Annotated in this window: 21 protein-coding genes; 6 read left to right on the forward strand and 15 right to left on the reverse strand. The window is 43.2% G+C overall.

The window, feature by feature from the left end; genetic code table 11:
* Nucleotides 1-42: 42 nt before the first annotated feature.
* From A587_RS0111335 to A587_RS0111350, 4 genes are all read right to left on the reverse strand, one after another.
* Nucleotides 43-1,152, reverse strand: coding sequence for an alpha/beta hydrolase-fold protein (locus A587_RS0111335; protein ID WP_017217686.1), 1,110 nt, complete (start codon nucleotides 1,150-1,152; stop codon nucleotides 43-45).
* Between the two features lie 197 nt (nucleotides 1,153-1,349).
* On the reverse strand, nucleotides 1,350-1,751 hold the full coding sequence (locus tag A587_RS0111340; RefSeq protein ID WP_017217687.1) for a hypothetical protein: 402 nt from the start codon (nucleotides 1,749-1,751) through the stop codon (nucleotides 1,350-1,352).
* A gap of 182 nt (nucleotides 1,752-1,933) precedes the next feature.
* Nucleotides 1,934-3,838 (reverse strand): S9 family peptidase, encoded by a 1,905-nt coding sequence (locus tag A587_RS0111345; protein WP_017217688.1) that lies wholly within the window; start codon nucleotides 3,836-3,838, stop codon nucleotides 1,934-1,936.
* A gap of 121 nt (nucleotides 3,839-3,959) precedes the next feature.
* Complete coding sequence (locus A587_RS0111350; RefSeq protein WP_017217689.1) at nucleotides 3,960-4,751, reverse strand: helix-turn-helix transcriptional regulator; 792 nt, start codon at nucleotides 4,749-4,751, stop codon at nucleotides 3,960-3,962.
* 98 nt (nucleotides 4,752-4,849) lie between these two features.
* Here A587_RS0111350 and A587_RS0111355 point away from each other — a divergent pair, with 98 nt between their 5' ends.
* Both A587_RS0111355 and A587_RS0111360 read left to right on the forward strand, forming a co-directional pair.
* Nucleotides 4,850-5,560: a type 1 glutamine amidotransferase gene (locus A587_RS0111355; protein WP_017217690.1), complete on the forward strand. Its 711-nt coding sequence runs from the start codon at nucleotides 4,850-4,852 to the stop codon at nucleotides 5,558-5,560.
* A gap of 464 nt (nucleotides 5,561-6,024) precedes the next feature.
* Nucleotides 6,025-6,516, forward strand: coding sequence for a hypothetical protein (locus A587_RS0111360; protein ID WP_017217691.1), 492 nt, complete (start codon nucleotides 6,025-6,027; stop codon nucleotides 6,514-6,516).
* A 213-nt stretch (nucleotides 6,517-6,729) separates the two neighbouring features.
* Here A587_RS0111360 and A587_RS0111365 read toward each other — a convergent pair whose 3' ends face one another.
* The 10 genes from A587_RS0111365 to A587_RS0111410 all read right to left on the reverse strand — a co-directional run bounded on the left by A587_RS0111365 (nucleotide 6,730) and on the right by A587_RS0111410 (nucleotide 16,931).
* Nucleotides 6,730-7,896, reverse strand: a complete 1,167-nt coding sequence (locus A587_RS0111365; RefSeq protein WP_017217692.1) for a DUF1624 domain-containing protein — start codon at nucleotides 7,894-7,896, stop codon at nucleotides 6,730-6,732.
* Nucleotides 7,897-8,011: 115 nt separating this feature from the next.
* The gene (locus A587_RS0111370) at nucleotides 8,012-10,123 is read right to left on the reverse strand and encodes a TonB-dependent siderophore receptor (protein WP_017217693.1); all 2,112 of its coding nucleotides are present in this window, start codon (nucleotides 10,121-10,123) and stop codon (nucleotides 8,012-8,014) included.
* A 325-nt stretch (nucleotides 10,124-10,448) separates the two neighbouring features.
* Nucleotides 10,449-10,874: a HipA domain-containing protein gene (locus A587_RS24500; RefSeq protein ID WP_332306258.1), complete on the reverse strand. Its 426-nt coding sequence runs from the start codon at nucleotides 10,872-10,874 to the stop codon at nucleotides 10,449-10,451.
* Complete coding sequence (locus A587_RS0111380) at nucleotides 10,875-11,147, reverse strand: helix-turn-helix domain-containing protein (protein ID WP_017217695.1); 273 nt, start codon at nucleotides 11,145-11,147, stop codon at nucleotides 10,875-10,877.
* Nucleotides 11,148-11,387: 240 nt separating this feature from the next.
* On the reverse strand, nucleotides 11,388-11,849 hold the full coding sequence (locus A587_RS0111385) for an NUDIX hydrolase (RefSeq protein ID WP_017217696.1): 462 nt from the start codon (nucleotides 11,847-11,849) through the stop codon (nucleotides 11,388-11,390).
* Nucleotides 11,850-11,926: 77 nt separating this feature from the next.
* Nucleotides 11,927-12,994 (reverse strand): hemin-degrading factor, encoded by a 1,068-nt coding sequence (locus A587_RS0111390; RefSeq protein WP_017217697.1) that lies wholly within the window; start codon nucleotides 12,992-12,994, stop codon nucleotides 11,927-11,929.
* 9 nt (nucleotides 12,995-13,003) lie between these two features.
* Complete coding sequence (locus A587_RS0111395) at nucleotides 13,004-15,121, reverse strand: TonB-dependent receptor domain-containing protein (RefSeq protein WP_017217698.1); 2,118 nt, start codon at nucleotides 15,119-15,121, stop codon at nucleotides 13,004-13,006.
* 151 nt (nucleotides 15,122-15,272) lie between these two features.
* On the reverse strand, nucleotides 15,273-15,680 hold the full coding sequence (locus tag A587_RS0111400) for a biopolymer transporter ExbD (RefSeq protein ID WP_017217699.1): 408 nt from the start codon (nucleotides 15,678-15,680) through the stop codon (nucleotides 15,273-15,275).
* Nucleotides 15,673-16,176: a MotA/TolQ/ExbB proton channel family protein gene (locus A587_RS0111405; protein ID WP_010370061.1), complete on the reverse strand. Its 504-nt coding sequence runs from the start codon at nucleotides 16,174-16,176 to the stop codon at nucleotides 15,673-15,675. The genes A587_RS0111400 and A587_RS0111405 overlap by 8 nt, the downstream gene beginning before the upstream one ends.
* Before the next feature lie 14 nt (nucleotides 16,177-16,190).
* On the reverse strand, nucleotides 16,191-16,931 hold the full coding sequence (locus A587_RS0111410; RefSeq protein ID WP_017217700.1) for an energy transducer TonB: 741 nt from the start codon (nucleotides 16,929-16,931) through the stop codon (nucleotides 16,191-16,193).
* A gap of 63 nt (nucleotides 16,932-16,994) precedes the next feature.
* On the opposite strand from A587_RS0111410, the gene A587_RS0111415 reads away from it, so the two are divergent.
* From A587_RS0111415 to A587_RS0111425, 3 genes are read left to right on the forward strand one after another with little or no spacing between them, the layout of a single operon-like run.
* Nucleotides 16,995-17,912, forward strand: coding sequence for a heme/hemin ABC transporter substrate-binding protein (locus A587_RS0111415; RefSeq protein WP_017217701.1), 918 nt, complete (start codon nucleotides 16,995-16,997; stop codon nucleotides 17,910-17,912).
* A complete protein-coding gene (locus A587_RS0111420) occupies nucleotides 17,912-18,967 on the forward strand; it encodes a FecCD family ABC transporter permease (RefSeq protein ID WP_017217702.1) in 1,056 nt (351 codons plus the stop codon). Before A587_RS0111415 ends, A587_RS0111420 begins: the two co-directional genes overlap by 1 nt.
* A gap of 1 nt (nucleotide 18,968) precedes the next feature.
* Nucleotides 18,969-19,775: a heme ABC transporter ATP-binding protein gene (locus tag A587_RS0111425; RefSeq protein WP_017217703.1), complete on the forward strand. Its 807-nt coding sequence runs from the start codon at nucleotides 18,969-18,971 to the stop codon at nucleotides 19,773-19,775.
* 101 nt (nucleotides 19,776-19,876) lie between these two features.
* Here A587_RS0111425 and A587_RS0111430 read toward each other — a convergent pair whose 3' ends face one another.
* Nucleotides 19,877-21,013: an MFS transporter gene (locus tag A587_RS0111430; RefSeq protein ID WP_017217704.1), complete on the reverse strand. Its 1,137-nt coding sequence runs from the start codon at nucleotides 21,011-21,013 to the stop codon at nucleotides 19,877-19,879.
* A 208-nt stretch (nucleotides 21,014-21,221) separates the two neighbouring features.
* On the opposite strand from A587_RS0111430, the gene A587_RS25015 reads away from it, so the two are divergent.
* On the forward strand, nucleotides 21,222-21,410 hold the full coding sequence (locus tag A587_RS25015; RefSeq protein WP_138527129.1) for a hypothetical protein: 189 nt from the start codon (nucleotides 21,222-21,224) through the stop codon (nucleotides 21,408-21,410).
* Nucleotides 21,411-21,488: the final 78 nt, after the last annotated feature.

The following is a 21,488-nucleotide window of genomic DNA, read 5'->3' on the forward strand; positions in this document are numbered from 1 at the left end:
GGCTCACACATGTGGGCCACCTTTATATTACTCTTAATAACGCTAAAGCCGAGACAATACTTGTTCAATATACTGCTTGGCTTCTTCATTTTTTTGCTCTGTTGCTAGCAACAAGGCACGCTTTAGCTGAAGTGTTGCTTGTGTTGTATCGCCCGAATTCAAAAGAGTCTGCCCATAACGTAAATTGTAAATAACAGAGTTAGGCATAGTCGTAAGTAGCTCATCGAACGCGTTTTTTCCAAGTATTGTATTGCCTTGCGCGAATAAATATTGCCCTAGAGCAAGCTGATTGGCCTTAATATCAATCGAGTACCCATAGCGCTGTTCTAGTTTTTGGTGATATTCTCGCAACCCATTTAGGCCTGACTTGTCAAATTGAGCATAATCTTGAAGCTTTATTGCGCCAAGAATATGTTGTAATCCATGTCTTAGCGCTAGCTGTGCGCCTACATGATAATGATGTTGACTTAAGTCCTCCAACATCAAGTGTTGGTGTCGTTTTGAAACGGCGAGTGCAGCAAAAAACGGCCTATTTTCGTCAAAGCTGCCAAGACTGATATATAGGTTATTGGTAAGTTCGCCCTTGGCGATGTTGTCACTAATATCTTCTTTTAGTTGCTTGGGAAGTTGACTCCAAACTGGCGCAGACAATATCGCGCCTTGGAAATACCCGGGCATCTTTCCTAATAAATTCAAAGCAATTGCCGCCCTGCTTGAGTACCCTTCAATGACTTTAAACGGCGAAAGATTAAATTGCCGTATCAATGTTGGTTCAACTTCACTTGCTAACACGCGAGCTAGCAAGGCAAAATACGCTTGGTCAGATAACTTGTCAGCCCCAGCAAAATTCAATTTGGGCACTCGCACAATCACAAGTTGCGGGATAGGTGAAAAACTAGTGTGACTCAACCAGTCCACTTCAGCTTTCAGTACATCAAAACGACTCTCTCCCGCAGTTGTATAAAGCGTTGAGTATGGCTCCTTTCGGTTAACATCAAAATCAAAAGGCAGATATATTTGTACATCAACAGGCCCTCCCACTAACTTTGAACTCACAGTGATATGCTGTAACTTTGAGGCTATCTGAGCGTGACCAACTAACGCAAACAACGCGCAATTTAGCCACATCAAACTTTTTAAAAGTATTTTCATGCTTTTCTCCATTTTTGGGTAAGCTTATGAAATAAAAACTTTTAAAACTTGATGCATTGCTTATTTTTTATTGATGAATTGCTGATGTGGATCACATCTGAGTTTGTCAGAGGCTAAATATCAAGTGCTAACATGGTTGCCTAAGTCGCAACGTTTAGCACAGTGACTATGGTTGTAAAAAGTGATGGTAAGGCTTACTAATTACGCGTATACACATTAAGCAACGGAAACTTATTCTCACCGAAAGCCAATGTGAGGGAAAGCGTTTCACCGCCATCAAAACTTTCAGAAAGCTTCATCGGCGCGATCCTTTGACCGTTCGCCGTTAGTGCCAACAGATGTTTTTGTGTTAACGTACGGCGGCCACTCGATTGGTTTTTAATCGTGATCATTGCCCAGCGCTCACCGTTTTCGTTACTCATCAGTACCGCGTTAAGTACCTTGAAGTCACTGATATCTGGGTAAATATTGGCATCATTCGGAAAAGCCAGTTCCATATTGTTAGGCACTACGCTATCAATCGTTAATGCTTCTTCAGCTGCCTGTGTATTCACAGCCAACATAAGTAACCAAAAACTACTTATTATCCTTTTAATCATTTAATTTTCCTTCTATTTTCCTTTGACTAATTCAGTATGGCGCCAATCTTTGGGCACAACAATACTTGCACAGCACCTGCGTAAACTACAAAACAAAAATGCCAGACAACACACTGTGTGATCTGGCATTTTCTTAACTACTCAACTAGTCAACTACTCATTGCTGATAGTAGTGACATCAATTATAAAGTTTCTTCTAACCACTTAAAGAATTCACGCTGCCATACTATCCCGTTTTGCGGTGTCAGTACCCAGTGGTTTTCTTCAGGGAAATAAAGGAAACGGCTCTTTAAGCCACGTAATTTAGCGGCTTGAAAAGCTTGCATCCCTTGGCTCAGTGGTACACGGTAGTCTTTACCACCATGGATCACGAACATCGGCGCATCCCACTTATCTACATAGCTGATTGGGTTGAACTGATTGTATGCCTTGCTGATTGCCGCATTGTTTTGCTCCCAGTACGCGCCACCCAATTCGTTGTTCACAAAGAACATTTCTTCGGTTGTGCCGTACATACTGCGCAAATCAAAAATGCCACAGTGCGCGATAAAGGTTTTAAAGCGGCCATCGTGATTGCCAGCTAAGTAGAACGCAGAGTAACCACCAAAGCTCGCCCCAACTGCCGCGATACGTTTGTTGTCAACGTATGACTCTTTCGCAACATCGTCGATTGCGTCTAGGTAATCTTGCATTACCTTACCACCCCAATCTTGGCTGATATCTTTGTTCCATTTCACGCCGTGTCCAGGCATACCGCGACGGTTTGGCGCAACCACAATGTAGCCTTGTGATGCCATCACTTGGAAGTTCCAGCGGAAGGAATAGAACTGTGATAACGGCGACTGCGGCCCACCTTGAAGGTATAACAGCGTTGGGTATTGCTTACGCTTATCAAAATTAGGTGGATAGATAACCCAAGTTAGCATGTCTTCGCCGTCTTTTGTCTTTACCATTCGTTTTTCAACGTTCGGTAAATCCAAATCAGCATAGAACGCCTCGTTCACATTTGTCAGCGCAACAAGCTTTTTGCTATTCAGATCAAAGCGGAAGATCTCTTTTGCTTGATTCATGCTATTACGAGTAACAACTAACTGATCATCTAAGGCAGCGACAATGCTATTTACATCAAACATGCCCTTAGTTAGCTGCTTAATTTTTGGGTTGGCTTTGGTTTTGCTGCTCACCGCTACTTGAAATAGCTGGATTGTTCCGTCAACTGGTGCAATAAAATAAATATGCTTACCATCGTGACTCCACTCAAAAGCGCTTACCGTGCCGTCCCAGTGCGCAGTTAGATTGATTTCTCTGTCACCCAACTTAACGATAATGTCATTTTTATCCGCCTCGTTACCCGCTTCATCCATACGTAAGAAAGCCAGTTGCCCTGTGGATGAGAACTCAGGGCTTTTATCATACCCCAAGTTTTGTTCAGTTAGATTGGTGGTTTTCTTGCTCGCTAAGTTATAACGATAAATATCTGTGTTGGTACTGCTCGCATATTCTGCGCCAGTCAGCTTTTTACTGACATAGTAGATATTTTCACCTTTAGGGCCCCAAACATAGTCGCTTGAACCACCAAATGGTGACGTCGGACTATCAAAAGGCATGCCTTTCATGATGTCGACTTTTTCTTCAGTAGTGAGGTCCTGATAAAACACATGTTTAACACTGCCGTCTTTCCAAGTATCCCAATGGCGGTAGTTTAAGTCATCAAACACGTAGGCATCTGCTTGCGTAAGCGCTTTATGTCTATCCGTGGCCAGCACAGCTTCAACATTGACGGTGTCATGAAATAGCTTTTTGTTGCCATCTGGCGAAATGTTGTCGTCTGACAATATCCCTTGATACGCGCTTAAAAGCTGAGACGCCCCACCCTTTAACGGCACTTGATAAACTTTGCTATCAAAGTCATTGTTCTCAACACTAGGCGTTGTAACTCGATAAATTACATGGGTTTTGTCTTTAGATAACCCAAGCGCACTCACGCGCTTTACTTGCCAAAGCTTGTCTGGGGTCATTACCTCTTTGGCAACTAACCCAAAACTTGGTGCTAATCCTAAGCTAGCACATAAAAGAATTCGCAACATCGCGAAATGCCTCCAATAATCAAAACTAGAATAGACTACATAAACCCAGAAGAACTTAAAAGCATTCGCGATAAGATATTTGCGCCTATAGCGCGAGTCACGTGCAAGTAGCAGAAGTTGCTCAAAATGAATTTACGTTGTGCTGTAAGTTGGCAATTCGGTATTTTCTCGGTGTTTGATTGAACAATTTCTTAAACGCTTGTACAAATGCAGAGTCAGAAGCGTATCCCAACTCAATAGCAATTTCCTGTATGCTCTTTTGCGACTCTAACAATTGCAAAGATAAAACTAACCTTACATTTTGTCTCCACCGTGAAAATGATTGAGAAAACTCCCTCGAGCACAATCGCGACAAAGTACGCTCAGAAGCGCCCACTTTTGTTGCCCATTCCTTTAATGTAAATGGTAAATCCGGTTGCTCTTTAAGCTGTAAGAAAATGGATAAAAGGCGTTTATCGGTAGGTATGAGCAAGGGTATTTCATAACGGTTTGCGATCTCAATTTGATCTCGCAATACAGTTAGCAAATGTGTGATATTGGACTCTGCTTGAGTGAGCGTCTCGTTTTCAAATAGAAGCAGTATTAACGCTTTAATAAATGGCGTTACCAGACAGGATTTTGGTTCGTCTCCATACTGAACATATTTGTCGGGATTAAGGTAAATCGCCAAAAACTGTGTATCTGTAATCGCTATGGATTTATGCACTGTATTTGCGGGTATGAAGAGCATGCCATTGTGAGGTACGATCCCGCTTTTATCGCCGATACTTGATTGCAGCAGCCCCTGCAAAGGAAACACAATTTGATGCCACGAATGTGAGTGAAAGTCATCAATATAGCCAGAAGCCATATTCGTCGTTTTGGTTATGATTTGTTTATTAGGAGAACCTTTGATGAGGTCATTAGCTTGCATCTTGGCGACTTATCAACATTAAACGTCTGTTAGTATAAGTTACGCCATCCGAATTTAATATACCATCTACAGCCTATCATTAATTAAAAGGCACAAAGATGCATATTCACTTTATCGTTCATGAACATTTTGAAGCGCCCGGCGCCTATGAATCTTGGGCAAATAAACGCGGTCATACCATTACCTATTCGCGAGTTTATCAAGGAGAACCGCTCCCAAAAAATATCGAAGACTTAGATTTTTTGATTGTAATGGGAGGACCTCAAGATCCGTCGACAACTATTGAGCAATGCCCACACTTCGATGCAAAAGGTGAGCAAGAAGTCATCTTAAACTCCATTACCGCCGGAAAAGTTGTACTTGGTATATGCCTAGGGTCGCAACTCATTGGTGAAGCGTTAGGTGCAGTATTTGAACCTAGCCCTGAACGTGAAATAGGAAAATATCCGATAACCTTGACGGAAGCCGGGATGACACACCCACTATTTAGTCATTTTGGAAAAGTGTTGGATGTCGGTCATTGGCATAATGATATGCCGGGGCTCACCAATGGAGCACAAGTGATTGCATATAGCGAGGGGTGCCCAAGGCAAATTGTCGCCTATCAAGACCTAGTATACGGTTTTCAGTGCCATATGGAATTTACCAAAGATATCGTCGCATCACTGATTGAAAATGACGACCTCAGTGACGCGTTACAGCATCCATTTGTAGATGAGCCAGACGTTTTACTGAGTCATAACTATGACGAAATGAACCAAAAACTGCACGACTTTTTAGACAAGTTAGAAAGCTTTTATAAATCATAGTCCTGAGTGTTAATTATATTATTTAACCTGAGGTTTGGATAAGGCATGCGCTCGAGGCTAATACAAACACCCACCATGATTCGCATCTATGTTATGGTGAGTATCTGCTATCTGCTGTTAGCAGCTAGGGCTCTGTGTTAAATCAAGTAGTTAATATGCTTAATTGTTTAGGCTGAGTATGCAAAAAATATCGTTGCTTATCTCGCCAAATTTAGGTGTAATGAGCACATAATAAACGCTGAGCGATGCAGGGAAAGCTTAATTAATAATAGATTAGCTGTTCAAACTAGCTAAGAGCGCTAAAGCCTCCAAAAAGCCTATTTTTTCTAAGTAAGCCATAGCATAAACGACACCAACTCTGACACACCGAGCAGGTGGCGGCTCAGTCCAACAAGCGAGTATGCAACACAAACTGCATGTCATATAGATACTAAATTGTTATACAACTACGGATAGCCCAGAGTATGCCCAATCCATTTATTCCTGAATCGTTCAAGCCTCCGACGTTTTTTGATAGTGAAAATTTTCACTTCAGAGTTCTTGAAGAAGAAGTTGCTGAGTTAGACTTTGAAGCAGTAATATCCAGTCAAAAAAGGCTACAAGGAATATTTGGCCCTGAAACTGAGTGGCCTAAAGTTAATATGACCCTAGAGGAAAATATAGAAAGCTTAAAAATTCATAAACAAGAATTTGAATCAAGGGATGCTTTTGCATATTCCATATTTAACAATTCAAAGGAAAAATGCCTAGGCTCTGTTTATATAGATCCAAGCCGATCACTAAATTATGACTGCGAAGTCTACTTGTGGATTCGAGATGATAGTATTGCGTTAGAAAAAGTACTTTATCAGACTGTCTTAAATTGGCTTCAATCAGTGTGGCCTTTCTCAAAAATAGCATTACCGGGCAAGTCGATTTCATGGAAAGATTGGACTCATGAGTTAAAAGTTGTATAACAACGTCATGTTTAACCGTGACACCCGTCCTTACGCGTCCTTACTCCTTAACCAAAAGTGAAGGCATAAACTCTAAAAATGTTTGGGAATGTAAGAAGAGGCTAAGACACCCACCACAATTCGCATCTATATTATGATGGGTGTCTGCTACCCGCTCGTCTGTTATCCGCTTCGTTTATACGAAAAATAAAAACTTAAACAGTATTTTGATATTTAAAAATACTTTACCCATCGCGCTGATGTTTTCCGTTTATAACCTGCAAACCATTTACATAATGGGTATAAAAGCACGCTTAAAAACATTGCGAATAGCCATATCTGCCAAACATGATAAAAGCCAAAATATGCAGTTTGACTGCTACCATAGTGCTGATTCGCACCAAATAGCCATTGTGCCAATATACTAAGCGCAAGTAGCGCGTATAGGTGCGTAATGTAGAAAAACATCGGTGCTGACCCTAATACTCGAACCGGCTCCAATACTCTGAGCGCATTAGTCTCTAAAAACGTTAATACGAATGCACCAACTCCCAAGGTAAGTAAAATAAAGTCGAGAGATGGTGGATATTTGGTAAAGTTAAAAAAGTCCATTGTGGTGAGAAGTATTGTTGCCTGTTGAGACCAATCAAGCGTTTCTCCGTATAGATTTAATCCTCTTAGGATCACTAAACCAATTAACAGAGCTGTGCCACTTTGCAATAAAATGGTTTTACGTGCCTGCGATGACACTGAGCCTGAAAATAAAGGCCCTACCGCATAGCCGCACAAGATAACGCCAATCCAAGGTAAAACCGGATAAGACGCTTTTACGTTAACAACAGCATCTGCGACTAAATAACCTCGGTCATGCAGAATCGTCCAAACGGTATAGCCTATTTCATTCGGTGCAAACTCGATGGGCGACAATAAATTATGACCAGCCACAATACTTACACCCAATATTGCTATCACACTACGAGGTAAAGCGACCATCAGTGCCAATACCACCATACTGACACCAATTGCCCAAATAACTTGCAAGTACAGTGTTTGATACGCGCCAAACCAAGAAAAATTAACCAGTGTCATTTCAAGTAAAATTAAAAATAGGCCACGCTTTAAAAGAAATGATTGGGCCGACCGCTTCGCACCGCTTGCGGGGTTTTCATACAACCAAGCCGATAAACCTGTCAAAAAGACAAAAATGGGCGCACAAAAATGGGCACTTAACCGGGTAAAATACAGATCTGGACTCGTAGTATGAATGTCCATTGGATCAAGAACTGGTACATGCAAGAAAAACCGCTCTCTCACATGGTCAACCAACATAAATAACATCACGATGCCACGCAGTATATCGATAGAAGACAACCGTGTTTTACTGTTTTGCAGATTATTCATTACACTCTTTCTCGTGTTAAAAACGAAAAAACAGTCCAAGTAAAATGACTCAGACTGTTACTCTCGACAAGCAGAAGACTTAAAATATGCTAAGACTTTACGCTCTTATTAGGGATCAAAACTGATACTTCACACTTGCGCTGTATGTTGTAGGTGATCCCGGCATGGTCCATAGTTTGTGATAGGAGTTTTCAAAATAGGTCTTATCAAACAGGTTGTTGATGTCTAGTTTCACACTTACCTTGTCATTTAATTCGACCGATGCCGATAAATTAACTAGCGTATAGGATGGCAAAATGAAGTTTGCGTCTGTTGTTTCGCCCAGACGATCACCCACATAATTCACAGTTGCTCCAAGATAAGATTCTTTTCCTAAAAAAGTGGTGTAATGCTTTAGTGAAACATGACCAATATGATCTGCAATATTGATCAAACGTGAGCCTTTGGGGATAGGCACGCCCCAGTCTGCATTAATCACATCATTTGCGGTTTTTGCGTCGGTATAAGTATAAGCAAGCGCGAGTACAGTCTCGTCTGTTAACTCAGTCGTTAATTGAAATTCAATACCTTGGCTTTCTACTTCGCCCAAGGTTGCCGATAAGCCAGTATCAGGTTCAGCGGTAAGCATATTGGTTTTTTGCGCATCAAAAAGTGCAATGCTACCCGAGAAACGATCCGCAACACCTTGCCATTTAGCGCCGATTTCAAAAGATTTAGTTTCCTCAGGTTCAAACGCATTACGATTAGAATCTAAACCTGGGTTTGGTCTAAACCCTTCTGCGTAACTTGTGTACAGATTAACTTTGTCATTCGCGTTATAAATAAAACCCAAGCGTGGCGTAAACTCGGTTTGCTCTTGGCTTTGCGCTTCATCACTACGAAGGTTAAGAATGTCTTGCTCAAATTTATCAACACGGACACCCACTAATACTTTCGATTTTTCAGTCAGTTCGATCAAGTTTTGAGCATAAATACCTAGACCTTTTTGGTTTTCTTCGGTCAACGTTTTTAATACCGGTTCTGGTTGTGTTTGCGTGTAGTCTGGGTTATTTGGGTTAATGCTATAGGTGGTATCGCCCGACCCCCATGCCGTACGCCATACTTTATAGTCAGTATCAATGTCAAAATTATAGTGATCAACGCCCACTAGAATGTTGTGCTTTACACTGCCAAATTCAATTTCACCACTGAGTTCAATACGCGCAGAAACATCCAAAGCTTGGTAGTCTCGAGCACGTCTTTGACGAGAAAGTAGGCTCGCGTCTGTGTATATCAGCTGTCGACCATCTGACAATTCGGTATCTGAAGATACACCTTTAAATGAAGAATCTCGATAAGCAAAGCCAGTGAGTATGTGCCAATCATCGCTTAACTTATGATTTAACACTAACTGATGACCTAAGGCTTCAACTTGGTGCGCACCATCACGAATATCACCGTAAAAAGCGTCCGTGTTAACGTCATCAAAGTCATTATTTAGAATATACACCCCTCTATCCAACGGCTTTTTCTGATCGAGTACTTCCATTTCATAGCTCAGACTCGTGTCATCAGAAATATTCCACAGTACTGACGGCGATAAGTGCAAGCTTTTGATTGAAACATGATCTCTATGTGTGTCTGAATCTTCATATGCGCCATTTAGTCGATAGGCAGCTTCTTTGGTCGCTGAGTTTGTGTAATCAAATTCAAACTGTTTTTTACTGTAATTACCAAACGTTGCTTGAATATAACCTTGCTCTTCGAACTGAGGCTTTTTGGTAATGATATTGATAGTGCCACCGGGCTCCCCTTGCCCATATAACGCAGAGCCTGGACCTTTCATGACTTCAATGCTTTCGATATTGGCTGTACTTCTATTGCCGTTGTAACCTCGAGAATTAAAGCCATTGACAAGATAGCCTGATGGATTATTTTCATCGCCCGAGAAACCACGGATAGCAAAGCTATCAAACATGCCTCCAGAGTTATTTTGCCTAACAACACTCGGTGTGAGTTCTAACGCTTCCATAAAGCGAGTAATACTTTCGCTTTCAAGCAGTTCTGAACTAATGGTATCGACTGCTTGAGGCGTTTGAACTAAAGGTACATTACCACGATAGGGCTGACGAAACTGTTTAATCTCTATACGTTCGATTTCCCCACTTGGGCTATGATTTGAAGCTGATTCTTGCGCAGTAGTGCCATTAGCCACCAAAATGAGTGAGAGTAGTAATTTTTTGTTCACTGGTATCTCTATTTTCTGGAATTTAAAATTTGATACACTATAACATACCATCACTTATTGTTGTTATTTGATAAATTGTCAATTGACGCTTTTTTTGTGTATTTGGTCGAAAGCTCTCTTGCTTGAGGTTGTTTGCTAATTAAGCCGAGCTGTATTTATCTGAATTAGCTTTAAGCGGTGTGACTAACAAGGGATATAAACGGTATAAGTGCCAAGCGATTTGACATATTCTTACTCGTACTGAATATTTATTCTCCAGTACACATGGACTTTATACGTTAATTTAGTCGGATAGGTTAGAAAATTACAGTTTTCTCGGCTCACATTACCCTGTCAAAATAGTAAACTTTTCGACTATATCCTTATCAATCTCTTTAATCAGCGTATGTGACAAACCTAAGTTTTTGGCTTCATTGCGAAATGAGCGAGTTATTTCGAAGATTTCTTCAGCCATCACCATAATTGCCTTCTTTGAAGATAACCCAGACTGAGCAGCTAACTGGTCTAGCGAGCTCTTTGGCGTTCGGCCATTCCCGCTAAATGCCGTCATATGCTCTTTGTAAGGGCTGGGGCTATAAACAATGTCGTAGAAAGGCGATAGTGTCCAGTTATCGGTGTCACTGGCAAGAAAGCTAAAGTTCTTACTGTGATCATCTTGGTTAACCGTTAGGTAATTAAAAATGTAGCGCTTAATAAGCTTTTGAGACTCAGTAACACTGCACATGATACGCGTAGCTTTAACTAGGCTGATTTAAGCATGTCGAAGCACATCCTCTATAGTTTTATATTCAGGCTCAGATAACTTTGTCAGCTCTTTCACTTTTTTCAAGTCACCGACAGTCTTATAAAGCATAAGAAACTGCCGCAATGAGATGTTACCAGATGACTCAAACTTTCGGATCGTAGCATAAGGCACACCAGAGAGATCGGCCATCTTCTGAACACTGAGTTTATCTTTTTTCCGAGCGGATTTGATAAACTCTTTGAGTTCCATCTGCATATCATAAGATGATTTTTTTGCCATTATGATAGCAGAAACTAAAGCAAGACTGACATCCTTCGGATATAGAAAAAGAGGTAGTGAGGCATGTTTCCCAATGTGCCAACTATTGAGAAAAAGGCGATTGAATTCTAGCGTATTAACAAAAAAAATTAACAGTGACCCCCACCGTTATGTGATCACATTAAAACCTATTCACGTAACGATTTAACCAATACTAATGCTTTAATCCACCTCTTGGTTAACACATTTTAAAAAAGCGAATTAAGATAGTTTTTCAGGTTTTTTATCGGTTAGCGCTCGAAGCAGTTTTGGCAACCACTCTGGCTTAAATTGCGCTGGATTTGCCTGCGCCATTGCGTTAAGGCTCCACCACTGCCATTGTTGAATTGTATCTTTTTCTTCTTCAGTCCAACGTGCCGCAAAGACCTCGTCGTTACTTGAGCATCGAATAAGATAGTACTTTTCTTGCCAAACCGCAGGGATAGAGCGAGCAACTGCATAAATAGCTTCACGCTCTTTCACTACGGGGCCTATTTCTTGCTCCAACCCTGTTTCTTCATAGAGCTCTCTAGCAGCGGCATCTAGGTAAGTCTCATTGCCTTGTAATTCGCCACCAGGCGTTGCCCAGAATGCTTCATGGTGATGTTCATCCTGATACTGAAATAGCAATAACTCTTGCTTTTCATTGACGATAATTAGTCTTGCACATTGTCTTTCTTTCATTATGTCTTCCTAGTACCTAGCGAGTAAAAATAAAAAAGCCCTGTGAGCAGGGCTTTGCTACTAACACGGTGAACTTATTACGCTGCAGCTTGTCCTTTATGGATCAATCGCTCACAGAGGGCTTGCCACTCGCTAGTTTGCTTTTTGCCTTCAATGCGGCGGCCAAATAGCGTTAATACCGTTTCGCGATTGGCATCAAAAAACTCAATAGAGGTGACCACCGTATTGCCGTTATCCGTAGGTTTTCTGACCACGAACGCGCGGGTCAAATCGTCTGCTTTTATATGTAGGTTAAACTCAGGATCTAAGACGTTAAACCAAGGGCCAACTTGCTTGAGGTTTTCAACCTTTCCAGAGAAGATCTGTACCGCACCTGGGTTGCCAACGAATACCATGATCTCTTGCTTAAACGTTTTTGCTTGCTGAAAAATATCAGCAAGGTCAAAGCTCTGTAGCTCAAAGCTCCATGGTGAACCGACGAGCTCAAGGGCCTGCAAGCGTTCAAAGTTGTATGTCTCTAAAAGCTTTGGAAAATGATGGACATCTTCAAGCTCACTCCACTGACTCCTAAAGTTATCTAGTTGCTCAGCGCTCGGCGAGGTAATTACAGGCTCCACAAGTTCAAATGGCTTAACGCTAAAAGAGCGCTGTGATGTTAGTTGATAGCGCGCTTTTATATTCACCAGTTCATTAAAGTCCGACTCAGTCGTGGTGTAAACCTTATGTACCGCACGGCCATTTTCATCAAAAAATTGAAAGCTCGTGTGGCTTTCGGTTTCAACTAAGAATATGCTTTGCCAACGATACAAAAATAACCGCAAGTCGATACCGCCGGGATTGATTGCAATACCACTCAGTTTGCCATTATTGTCCGAAACATAGAGCTTTTCGTATAACCCTTTAATTTCATTTACCACACTGCCATTACGCGTCAGCGCCATCACTTTACCCAGTTTTTTCAGGCTTTTGAGGATATCGGCAATCTGCGTTTCGTCTAAGCGCGTTACCGTGGCAGTCACCGCTTCTTCCAGTTGGGCATTCAATAACTCGGCTTCACTCACACCAAGTTGCATCGCTGCATCAACGGGCCGCAGTCTTGGCTCACCCGCTAACAAGGTTTTATAGTCTTGAATTAATTGCTTCATGATCTCTCCTTAAAAACGCCAGCTGATCTGGGTTTTAATGTTGCGGCCAAAACCGTAATCGCCTATTCCACCACCGGTACCAGCCATCAGTTTGTATTCTTTGTTAAAGACATTATCGACAGCAACTCTTAGATTAAAGGCAGCATTAATATCCCAACTCGCATATAAATCGGTCAGGGTGTAGCTTTTTTGTGTTTGCGTTGAGTATTGTCTTGTTGCGCGGTCCATCACCTGCACATCACGATCGCCACGCCTTACTATTTGTGCACCAACTTGAACGGCTTTATCAAATAACGAGGCACCTAAATCCAAAGCCATTTTGTCTGCAGGCAAATACCATAAAGGCTTGTTGTCTTGATCTTTGCCGTCTATGTCACTGTAAGAAAAGTTGCTGTAAAAGCGTGGTGTTGCAAAGTTTACTTCCAGCTCAATGCCATCTCTATCATTGCTAGCGCGATTAGCATAACGCGGTGCAGGTACGGGATTGGCCACTTTACTGGTGACTGACGTGATTTCATCGTCTACCGTGATATCAAAATAGATAAAACGCGCAGTTAATGTGTCATTGTCAGTGAGTATGTTATTTGCCTGATAGGTCACGCCAACTTCGGTGTTGTTGCTATATTCTACGTCTAACGCTAACCCCGGTTGTCTGCCACCGTATTGATCGTATAACTCGTCAATGAGTGGTGCACGGAAACCTTCTTGGCGGTTTGCAAATACCGCCCACTGCGGCGTCAGTTGATAGTTTACGCTCAAGGCACCCGCCCAATCACTGTGTGTCACTTTACTATCTAATGCTGCAAACGTCTGTTGGAATTTAGCTGTTGGTGAGGTGCTATAGCGTTCATAGCGAAGCCCTGCGATCACAGTAAGTTGCTGCCAAGTAAATTCATCTTGGATATACACACCGGAGCGCTTTTGCGTACCACCCGGTTGAGATGTCATCTCTGCTGTCACTTTTGTCGTGCCGTATTGCTCGCAGGCATAGGTCTCGTAGTTGAGTTTTAAGCAAGGTAATGCGGTCTTTTCACCAATTCGCTCTTTATCGGTATATTGCACACCGTAGGTTAAAGTATGTGAGTCCAATACGCTGGTATTCATTACATCCAGAGTGGTGATGTTGTATTCATAGTTTGATTCAATACCGATGTAGTCCTCAAGCATGCCGACACCATCGGATTCAGTGACTTGACTGCTGGTATAACCGGCCTTAGCGCTTAGGTTCAGGTAGGGATTATTTGCAGGGTTGAGTTCATAGCTCAGATTAGTAACGGACTGCTCTACCTCACGGTACACCGTTCCCCATGCGCCAGGATCTGTTGTATTAAACTCGGTTCGCTGATTATCTGTGGTCTCGGTGTAACTTGCCCCCACAATGGCATCATCGCTTAAGAAGTATTCCCCTTTTAACAGAACAGAGCTGTTTTCAATTGCCGAGTTGTCCAAAGTTTCATCGTTAGACAACTCCCAATCATCGCTATCGCGCTTTACCACACCAGCAAGTAGGTCAAGCGAATCATTCGGCCTTGCAAACGCGATCACTGAGGCATTCTTTTGAGCGTTGTTGCTGTCATAACCAAGTTTAATTTTAGCACCAGCGACTTCACCATCCTGTAAAAAATCAGCGGCGTCTTTTAGCTCAAACTGAACAACACCGCCGAGCGCACCACCGCCATGAAGCACAGTGCTCGTGCCTCGTTTAATGCTTATTGAGCGATATAATTCAGGATCAGTGAACAGGCTACCCATGCGATATTTTTCAAATGTTTGCAGCATACCATCAATCGTCACCATCACGTCTTCCGCGTCGCTAAAGCCACGAATATTGAACTTATGCCCTGTCGATCTTGGTCCACCATTGGCGGAAACATTAGGAATGGTATCCAAAGTCTCAAATACACTGCTATCTAATTTTCGTTCAATTTGTTCAGCTGAAATAACATTCACTGCTTGTGATGATTGCAATGCGGTTTTTGCGGTACGCGTTGCCGTTACAGTCACTGCATCTAAGTCTGTTTTTACCACTGGCGACTGAGCTACATCCTCAGTGGAAGAAGAGGCAGCTTGTACCCAGGTGGCAGAAGTGGCAAGCGCGATGAAAAGGGTTAATTTAGATAAACGCATAAGAATACTCCGAGTGTCGTTATTTTTTACACGCACTTCAACTTTGCCCCTGATCTTCCCTAGTCCTGTATTATTTAAACAGGCTCATCCAAGATGAAATGCGATTGTCGCGGCGCAATATAACACACACCAATCTAAATGGTAATTATTTTTATTCGCCTTTAAGAATTAAGTTCGCTACTTGAATTTCGAGTTTACTAAGCTGCGCAAAAAGTGATACCAGTGCTTCGCTGGGTACTTGTTTATCCACGGCAATATAAATCACGTCTGACTTGTCTAAATGACCAAGCGCTTGTATCAACGTGTTTTCCGCGCTAAACGGCTGCTCGTCTAAGGCATAGGCTATTTGACCATGATTGAACATGACACTTACAACCTTAGGTGTTTTTTCCAGCACAACCTCGCCATTTTTTCCCGCTGTTGGTAAGTTGACCTCCAAGACGTTGAGTTTTACGGCCACACTGAGCAGCAAAAATACAAGGACGATAAAAAGTACATCGAGTAACGCGGTTAAATCAGCGCCTAGGTGCTGAGGTTTGGGTGTTGGCAGCTCAAGCATTATCCGCCTCCACCAAGGTAAATTGGGTATTCATATAAAGCACAAGCTCGCTTTGAAACCGCTCAACCATCGCTTGCAAAACACCATAAATAAGTAAACATGGCATGGCTATCGCCAGTCCCGCCATGGTTGAATACATGGCTTCCCATAATCCATCCGCTAATAATGCGGGTGTTACAGCTTGCTGAGTTTCGGCAATGGTTTTAAACATCAAAACCAGCCCCCAGACGGTGCCAAAGAGTCCCATTAATGGACTTAGCGTGCCGATAATGCTTAAAATCACTAACCGCTTACGCCACTCAAAAACATACCCTTGTAACCGCAAAGCGCCAACTGCTTTGCTACGAAAAAAATGGGGTTTACGCTTGATTTCATGAACGGTAAACCAAGCGCGGCTAAGCACCCAAAGCCGCTCAATGATCACTGCAAGCGCAATAACCGACAAACATAAAAATGGCCATTGCATTGGGCCAAGTTGGGAAAACCAAGACTGCATCGTAGTATTACTCTCTAAGAAAGGGAAAATTTAATGGGTACGGTAAATAAGGCTTTTACTGCATTACCATCACGAAAAACTGGATGAAACTGCCATTGCTCAACGTTCTTGCGAGCAGCCACGTCCAAAGATTGATGACCGCTACTTTTAACCAAAGTTAAATTCACGATCTCACCTTTTTGATCCAGCTCAATTTCAAAAATTGTCACGCCTTCAAGTCCTCTTCGCTTGGCACGCAGTGGGTAGCTAAGCGCAGGTCTTGGTGCTTTGAATAAAGGTAAAGCATCTAATTTAACAGGAGAGTCATCGGTACTATTTGCTTCACTGAGATGCCTAGCTGAGGCCATTTGCGCCACCTCTTGCCGCGACGTATTTTCTCGTGTTGAGGTAGGCGCTGCCGCTTCGATAGTTTTTTTATTCTCAGTCTCTATGGCTTTGTTAAGCTTTTTAGGTTGTGGCTGTTCATTGGCCTGTTGCTTGGGTTTGGGCACAGGCTTGGCTTCCTGCTCTTGCTTTTGTGGTTTTTTAAGTAAATGCGTGGTGCCATTAAAATCAGATGGCGCTTGTTCTGCTACCACTTTTGGAGCCGGCTCTTGGGAGGGTTGTGCCGCAAACGAAATCATGAGTGGTTTGGTGACTTTACTCACTTCATTTGCAGCAACGCCTGATTGCCACACCAGCGCAGAGCTTGCAGGAAATAACCACCACAAGCCATGTAGCAAAGCGGAGACAGTGATGCAGATAATTAATTTCATATTGATAAAAGCAAATGATAACTGTTACTATTCGCAATAAATACTAACAAGTTTGGATTTGTAATGAAAGCTCAAATTACGACACTGCTAACTTCTAGTTTGCTACTACTCACTTCTCTTCTACAACCTACCTATGCGGATCAAGGTGCCAAAAATATCGTGGTTTCTGGTGGCTCTATCACAGAGATTATTTATGCACTTGGCGAGGAAAATCGTATTGTTGGCGTGGACAGTACTAGCGTATTTCCTGTTGCTGCGACCGATAAACCACAAATCGGTTACGTAAGGAAAATCAACGTTGAAGGGATCCTTTCCTTGAGTCCTGATTTATTACTCGGTGAAGCAGATACAGGCCCAGATAAGGTATTAAAACAGCTTCAAGACACCGGATTACCCACCTATATTTTCAGTGATAACGATGATCTTGCTGGTGTCGAAGAAAAAATAACAACAATCGCCGAATTACTGGCAGTTAAAGATAAAGGCCAAGCGCTAGTCGAATATATTCAAGCTGACAGAAAAGCCTTAACTCATGTCCTGAAACAAGTGAATAACAAACCTAAGGTATTATTTGTTTTGAGCCTGCGTAGCGGCCAACCAATTGTTGCGGGTGCTGGAAATTCTGCAGATGAGGTTATCAACGCAGCTGGCGGCGTTAATGTTGCAGCACAGCATTTTGACGGTTGGAAGCCGCTCGCAACCGAAGCGGCCATCGCCATGGATCCAGATGTCATCATTAGTATGGGCCGCCATGGGGCACAAAAAGCGACGGATTTAAGCCAAGTTCCCCACTTTAAGTTCTCAAACGCTGTTAAAAACAACCGAGTTATACTTATCGATGGGACGTACTTACTTGGTATGGGCCCACGCACACCACAAGCAGTGGTTGAGCTGGCGACCTTACTCCACCCAGGCGCCACACTGCCTATGGGTTATCGATTTAGAGCAGCCCAGTCTGCATCAGAAAATGAGTCTCTATAATGCTAGCACTCGAGCAATCTTTAATTCCCGCTGAAGTTGCAAGAAAATGGATGTTGTTGGGACTGATTATTGGCTGTATCGTGGTGAGCCTCATTGGCCTTAGCAGCGGCGGGGTGAGCATTAGCTACAGTCGTCTGATGGATATTCTCTTTGCAGCTCAATCAAGTAACTTAGAGCACGCGGTGATCTGGCAAATTAGATTACCAAGATTGGTGCTCGCAATTGTGGTGGGTGCTGGACTTGGCGCATGCGGCGCAGCAATGCAAGCGATCTTTAGAAACCCGCTGGCAGATCCAGGGTTAATTGGGATCTCTAGTGGTGCCGCACTTGGCGCGATTAGTACCATCGTATTGGGCTCTACGTTACTCAGTGGATTTGCTGATTATTATGGAATTTACGCCGTGCCAATCGGTGCTTTTCTGGGCTGTCTTGGTGTGTGTAGTTTAATCTACCGTTTATCCAGCCAAGGAAATCGCTTCACAATTGTCAGTTTGTTGTTAGCAGGCATAGCAGTAAACGCTATTGTTGGTGCGGTCATCGGAATACTGACGTTGATCAGCTCAGATCAACAGTTACGCGACCTAACCTTTTGGAGCATGGGGTCACTCGCAGGTAATAGTTTCACAACTATCATCCCATCGCTGTGTTTAATGTTGGCTTGCTGCTTTGGTTTTAGCCGCTTAGCTCAACCGCTCAACCTCTATTTACTTGGCGAGCAACAAGCTAGACACCTCGGGGTCGATGTCGTAGGTTTAAAAAAGAAGGTATTTGTTTATACGGCATTGTGCACCGGTGCGGCGGTTGCGCTAACTGGTATTATTGGTTTCGTTGGCTTTATTGTTCCTCACATAGTGCGCTTATTAATCGGACCAGATCACCGCTATTTGTTACCTGCTTCGATGTTGGGTGGGGCAATTTTACTGTGTTTGGCAGACTTGCTCGCGCGCACACTCATTCTCCCATCAGAATTACCGATAGGCCTTATCACCAGCGCTTTAGGTGGCCCTTTTTTCCTGATCATGCTGGTGAAAACGTATCGTATAAAGGAGCTTTAGTATGTTAGAAGCGCATAACATCAGTGTCCAAGTGGGGCAAAAATTGTTGCTCAAAGACATTGATTTTTCAATCAACCCGGGGGAGTTTGCCGTTGTTCTTGGCCCCAACGGGGCAGGCAAGTCTACCCTACTCAAGGCGCTGTGCGGCGATACCTCACTAACACAGGGCGATGTCACCTATCATCAACAACGAGTGCAAGACTTAAGTGCCTTGGCACTCTCTCATATCCGCGCCGTACTCACGCAGCAATATGATTGTGAGTTCCCATTTAGCGTGCAAGAGATAGTGGATATGTCGCACTATGTACATCAGCACAATTGTACACCGTACTCGCTTCGTGAGTATTCACAGCAAGCGATGCAAACTTTATCAGTCGAGCATTTAGCAAAGCGGTGCTTTACTCAGCTATCAGGGGGAGAAAAGCAAAGGGTTCAGTTTGCGCGGGTGCTTTGCCAGCTGCTACCTACCTTAGATGCGAACAACCCCTGCTACCTGATGATTGACGAGCCTACTGCAAGCCTAGATCTATATCATCAGTATCAAGTCATGAAGCTAGCTCAGCAAATAGCTAAGCAGGGGGCTGGCGTAGTCGCAGTGGTACATGACTTAGCTCTCGCTGCGAGCTTTGCCGATAAGGTATATCTGCTACAACAGGGCGAATTGGTTGCCACCGGATCTCCAGAGGAAGTACTCAGTAACGCTCAATTAATGAGTACCTATGGGATTGATGCAGAGATCACGCTTTCAGATATGTTTTTACCAACCCTGGGTGTTGCAAAGGCATTTGGACTTTCGGCAGAAAAATAACCTGCACGCAAACAGGCTGGCATACACCAGCCTGTTTAATCAGCTCGCTTAACTCAGCTCCCAACTATGAAGCTAAAATTAAGCAAGTTGCTAGTTACCTCCTAAATAGATGCGCCTTTTACGGGGCGCAAACACAAAATGGCAAGACTAAACAAAATAATAGCAAGCAGCGCCATCGCAGCCACACCAAGGCTGTATGCAAAACCCGCGACTGCAGACCAAATCGCTACACCAATGTGCATCATGCTCATGGCCAGTGAGATGAGTACACCACGATGTGCAGGCGAAAGTTCTGAAATATATGCCTGTAATGCCGGTGAACCAATGCCGCCAGCCAATGCCCAAAGTGTCATCAAAAAGTATAACGGTATAAGAGAGATACCTTGATACCAATAAAGACCGCTGCTGGAGATGAGGCAAACGACCAATGACGCACGCATCACCTGCCGCCCACTTTCAAAATGGGTTGCGAGTTTTGGCATCATCAAGTTTCCAGCAACACTCACTAAGCCTAATAAGGCATACAGTACACCAATAAACCACACTGACAGTGCTTGTGTATCTCGTAAATGCTGCCCAACCAAATTGAACAAACCAATACCACCACCTAAACCAATACACATGGTAAGTAACGCACCAACAACACCGGGGATTTGCCATAGCTTGACCGATATCTTGGTGCCTTCTCCAGCTTTGTCATTTGGGATCGCATGGCGGTTTACGGTAAGTAATAACGCTACAACCCAAGTGGCGATCCCGAGTGCAACAAAAGCCGCTCGCCACGACATTAAATGCGTTAAAAATGCGCCAAACGCAGGACTTGAGATCATGCCAAGGGTTAAGCCTGCTTGCACCCAACCGATCCGCTTTAGCGCATCTTCACCAGAGCTTGCCGCGATGGCAAATGCAACCGGTAGCATGCCAGCACTGGCAATCCCCGTGATCACACGAGCAACCAACCCCCACTCAAATGAAGTGACAAGCCCTGTCACGATGGAGGCACCACCAAAAACCACGATTGCAGGCAAGATGATAGCGCGGCGCCCTACTTTATCTGAGAGTGCCCCAAATAGCGGAGCCACAATCGCAAGGGCAACGCTGTAAGTGGTAATAAACAGTGTAACTCGCTCAGGCTTTACACCTAATTCGAGTCCAATAGGTTCAAGAATAGGCCCAAGCATCAGCTCATCGGCGCCAACTAAAAACGCAATAAAGGCAAGTAATAAAGTCAATAACATCTCTTCACCCCTTTTTTGCGCAGCAAACGTTTACCTTGCAAGTGTTCAGCAAAGCAAAAGAAATAAAGCCAACATTAAGCTGATCTTTGTACGAGTCACTACCTGACGTCATCAGGTCATTTAAAAACAAATTCATTAAATTACATCCATAAAAAACGGGAGTTCGGCTGTGATACCGACCTCCCGTTTCAAAAAATTTCGAAAACGTGTGCCACTGAATTTCGGGCACAAAAAAGCCGGCGATGAAGTATCATCGCCGGCTTCGTCTTTCCAATCATCAGATACACTGCCGCTGTCCACCTTTATTCAGGTAGTCGCCAATGTCTCTGATGAAGATTTAGAAAGTAAGCTCCGAGCAACACTTCATCGTGTTAATGCGCGGAGCAAAGCCTTCTAACAAAATTCTTAAATAGGATGTAAAACATCGCGGAAAGATCCAAATTAAAATCGCGCGCCAATTTATACGATGTCGATT

The organism is Pseudoalteromonas sp. NJ631 (assembly GCF_000276645.1).
GTDB classification, from domain to species: domain Bacteria; phylum Pseudomonadota; class Gammaproteobacteria; order Enterobacterales; family Alteromonadaceae; genus Pseudoalteromonas; species Pseudoalteromonas piscicida.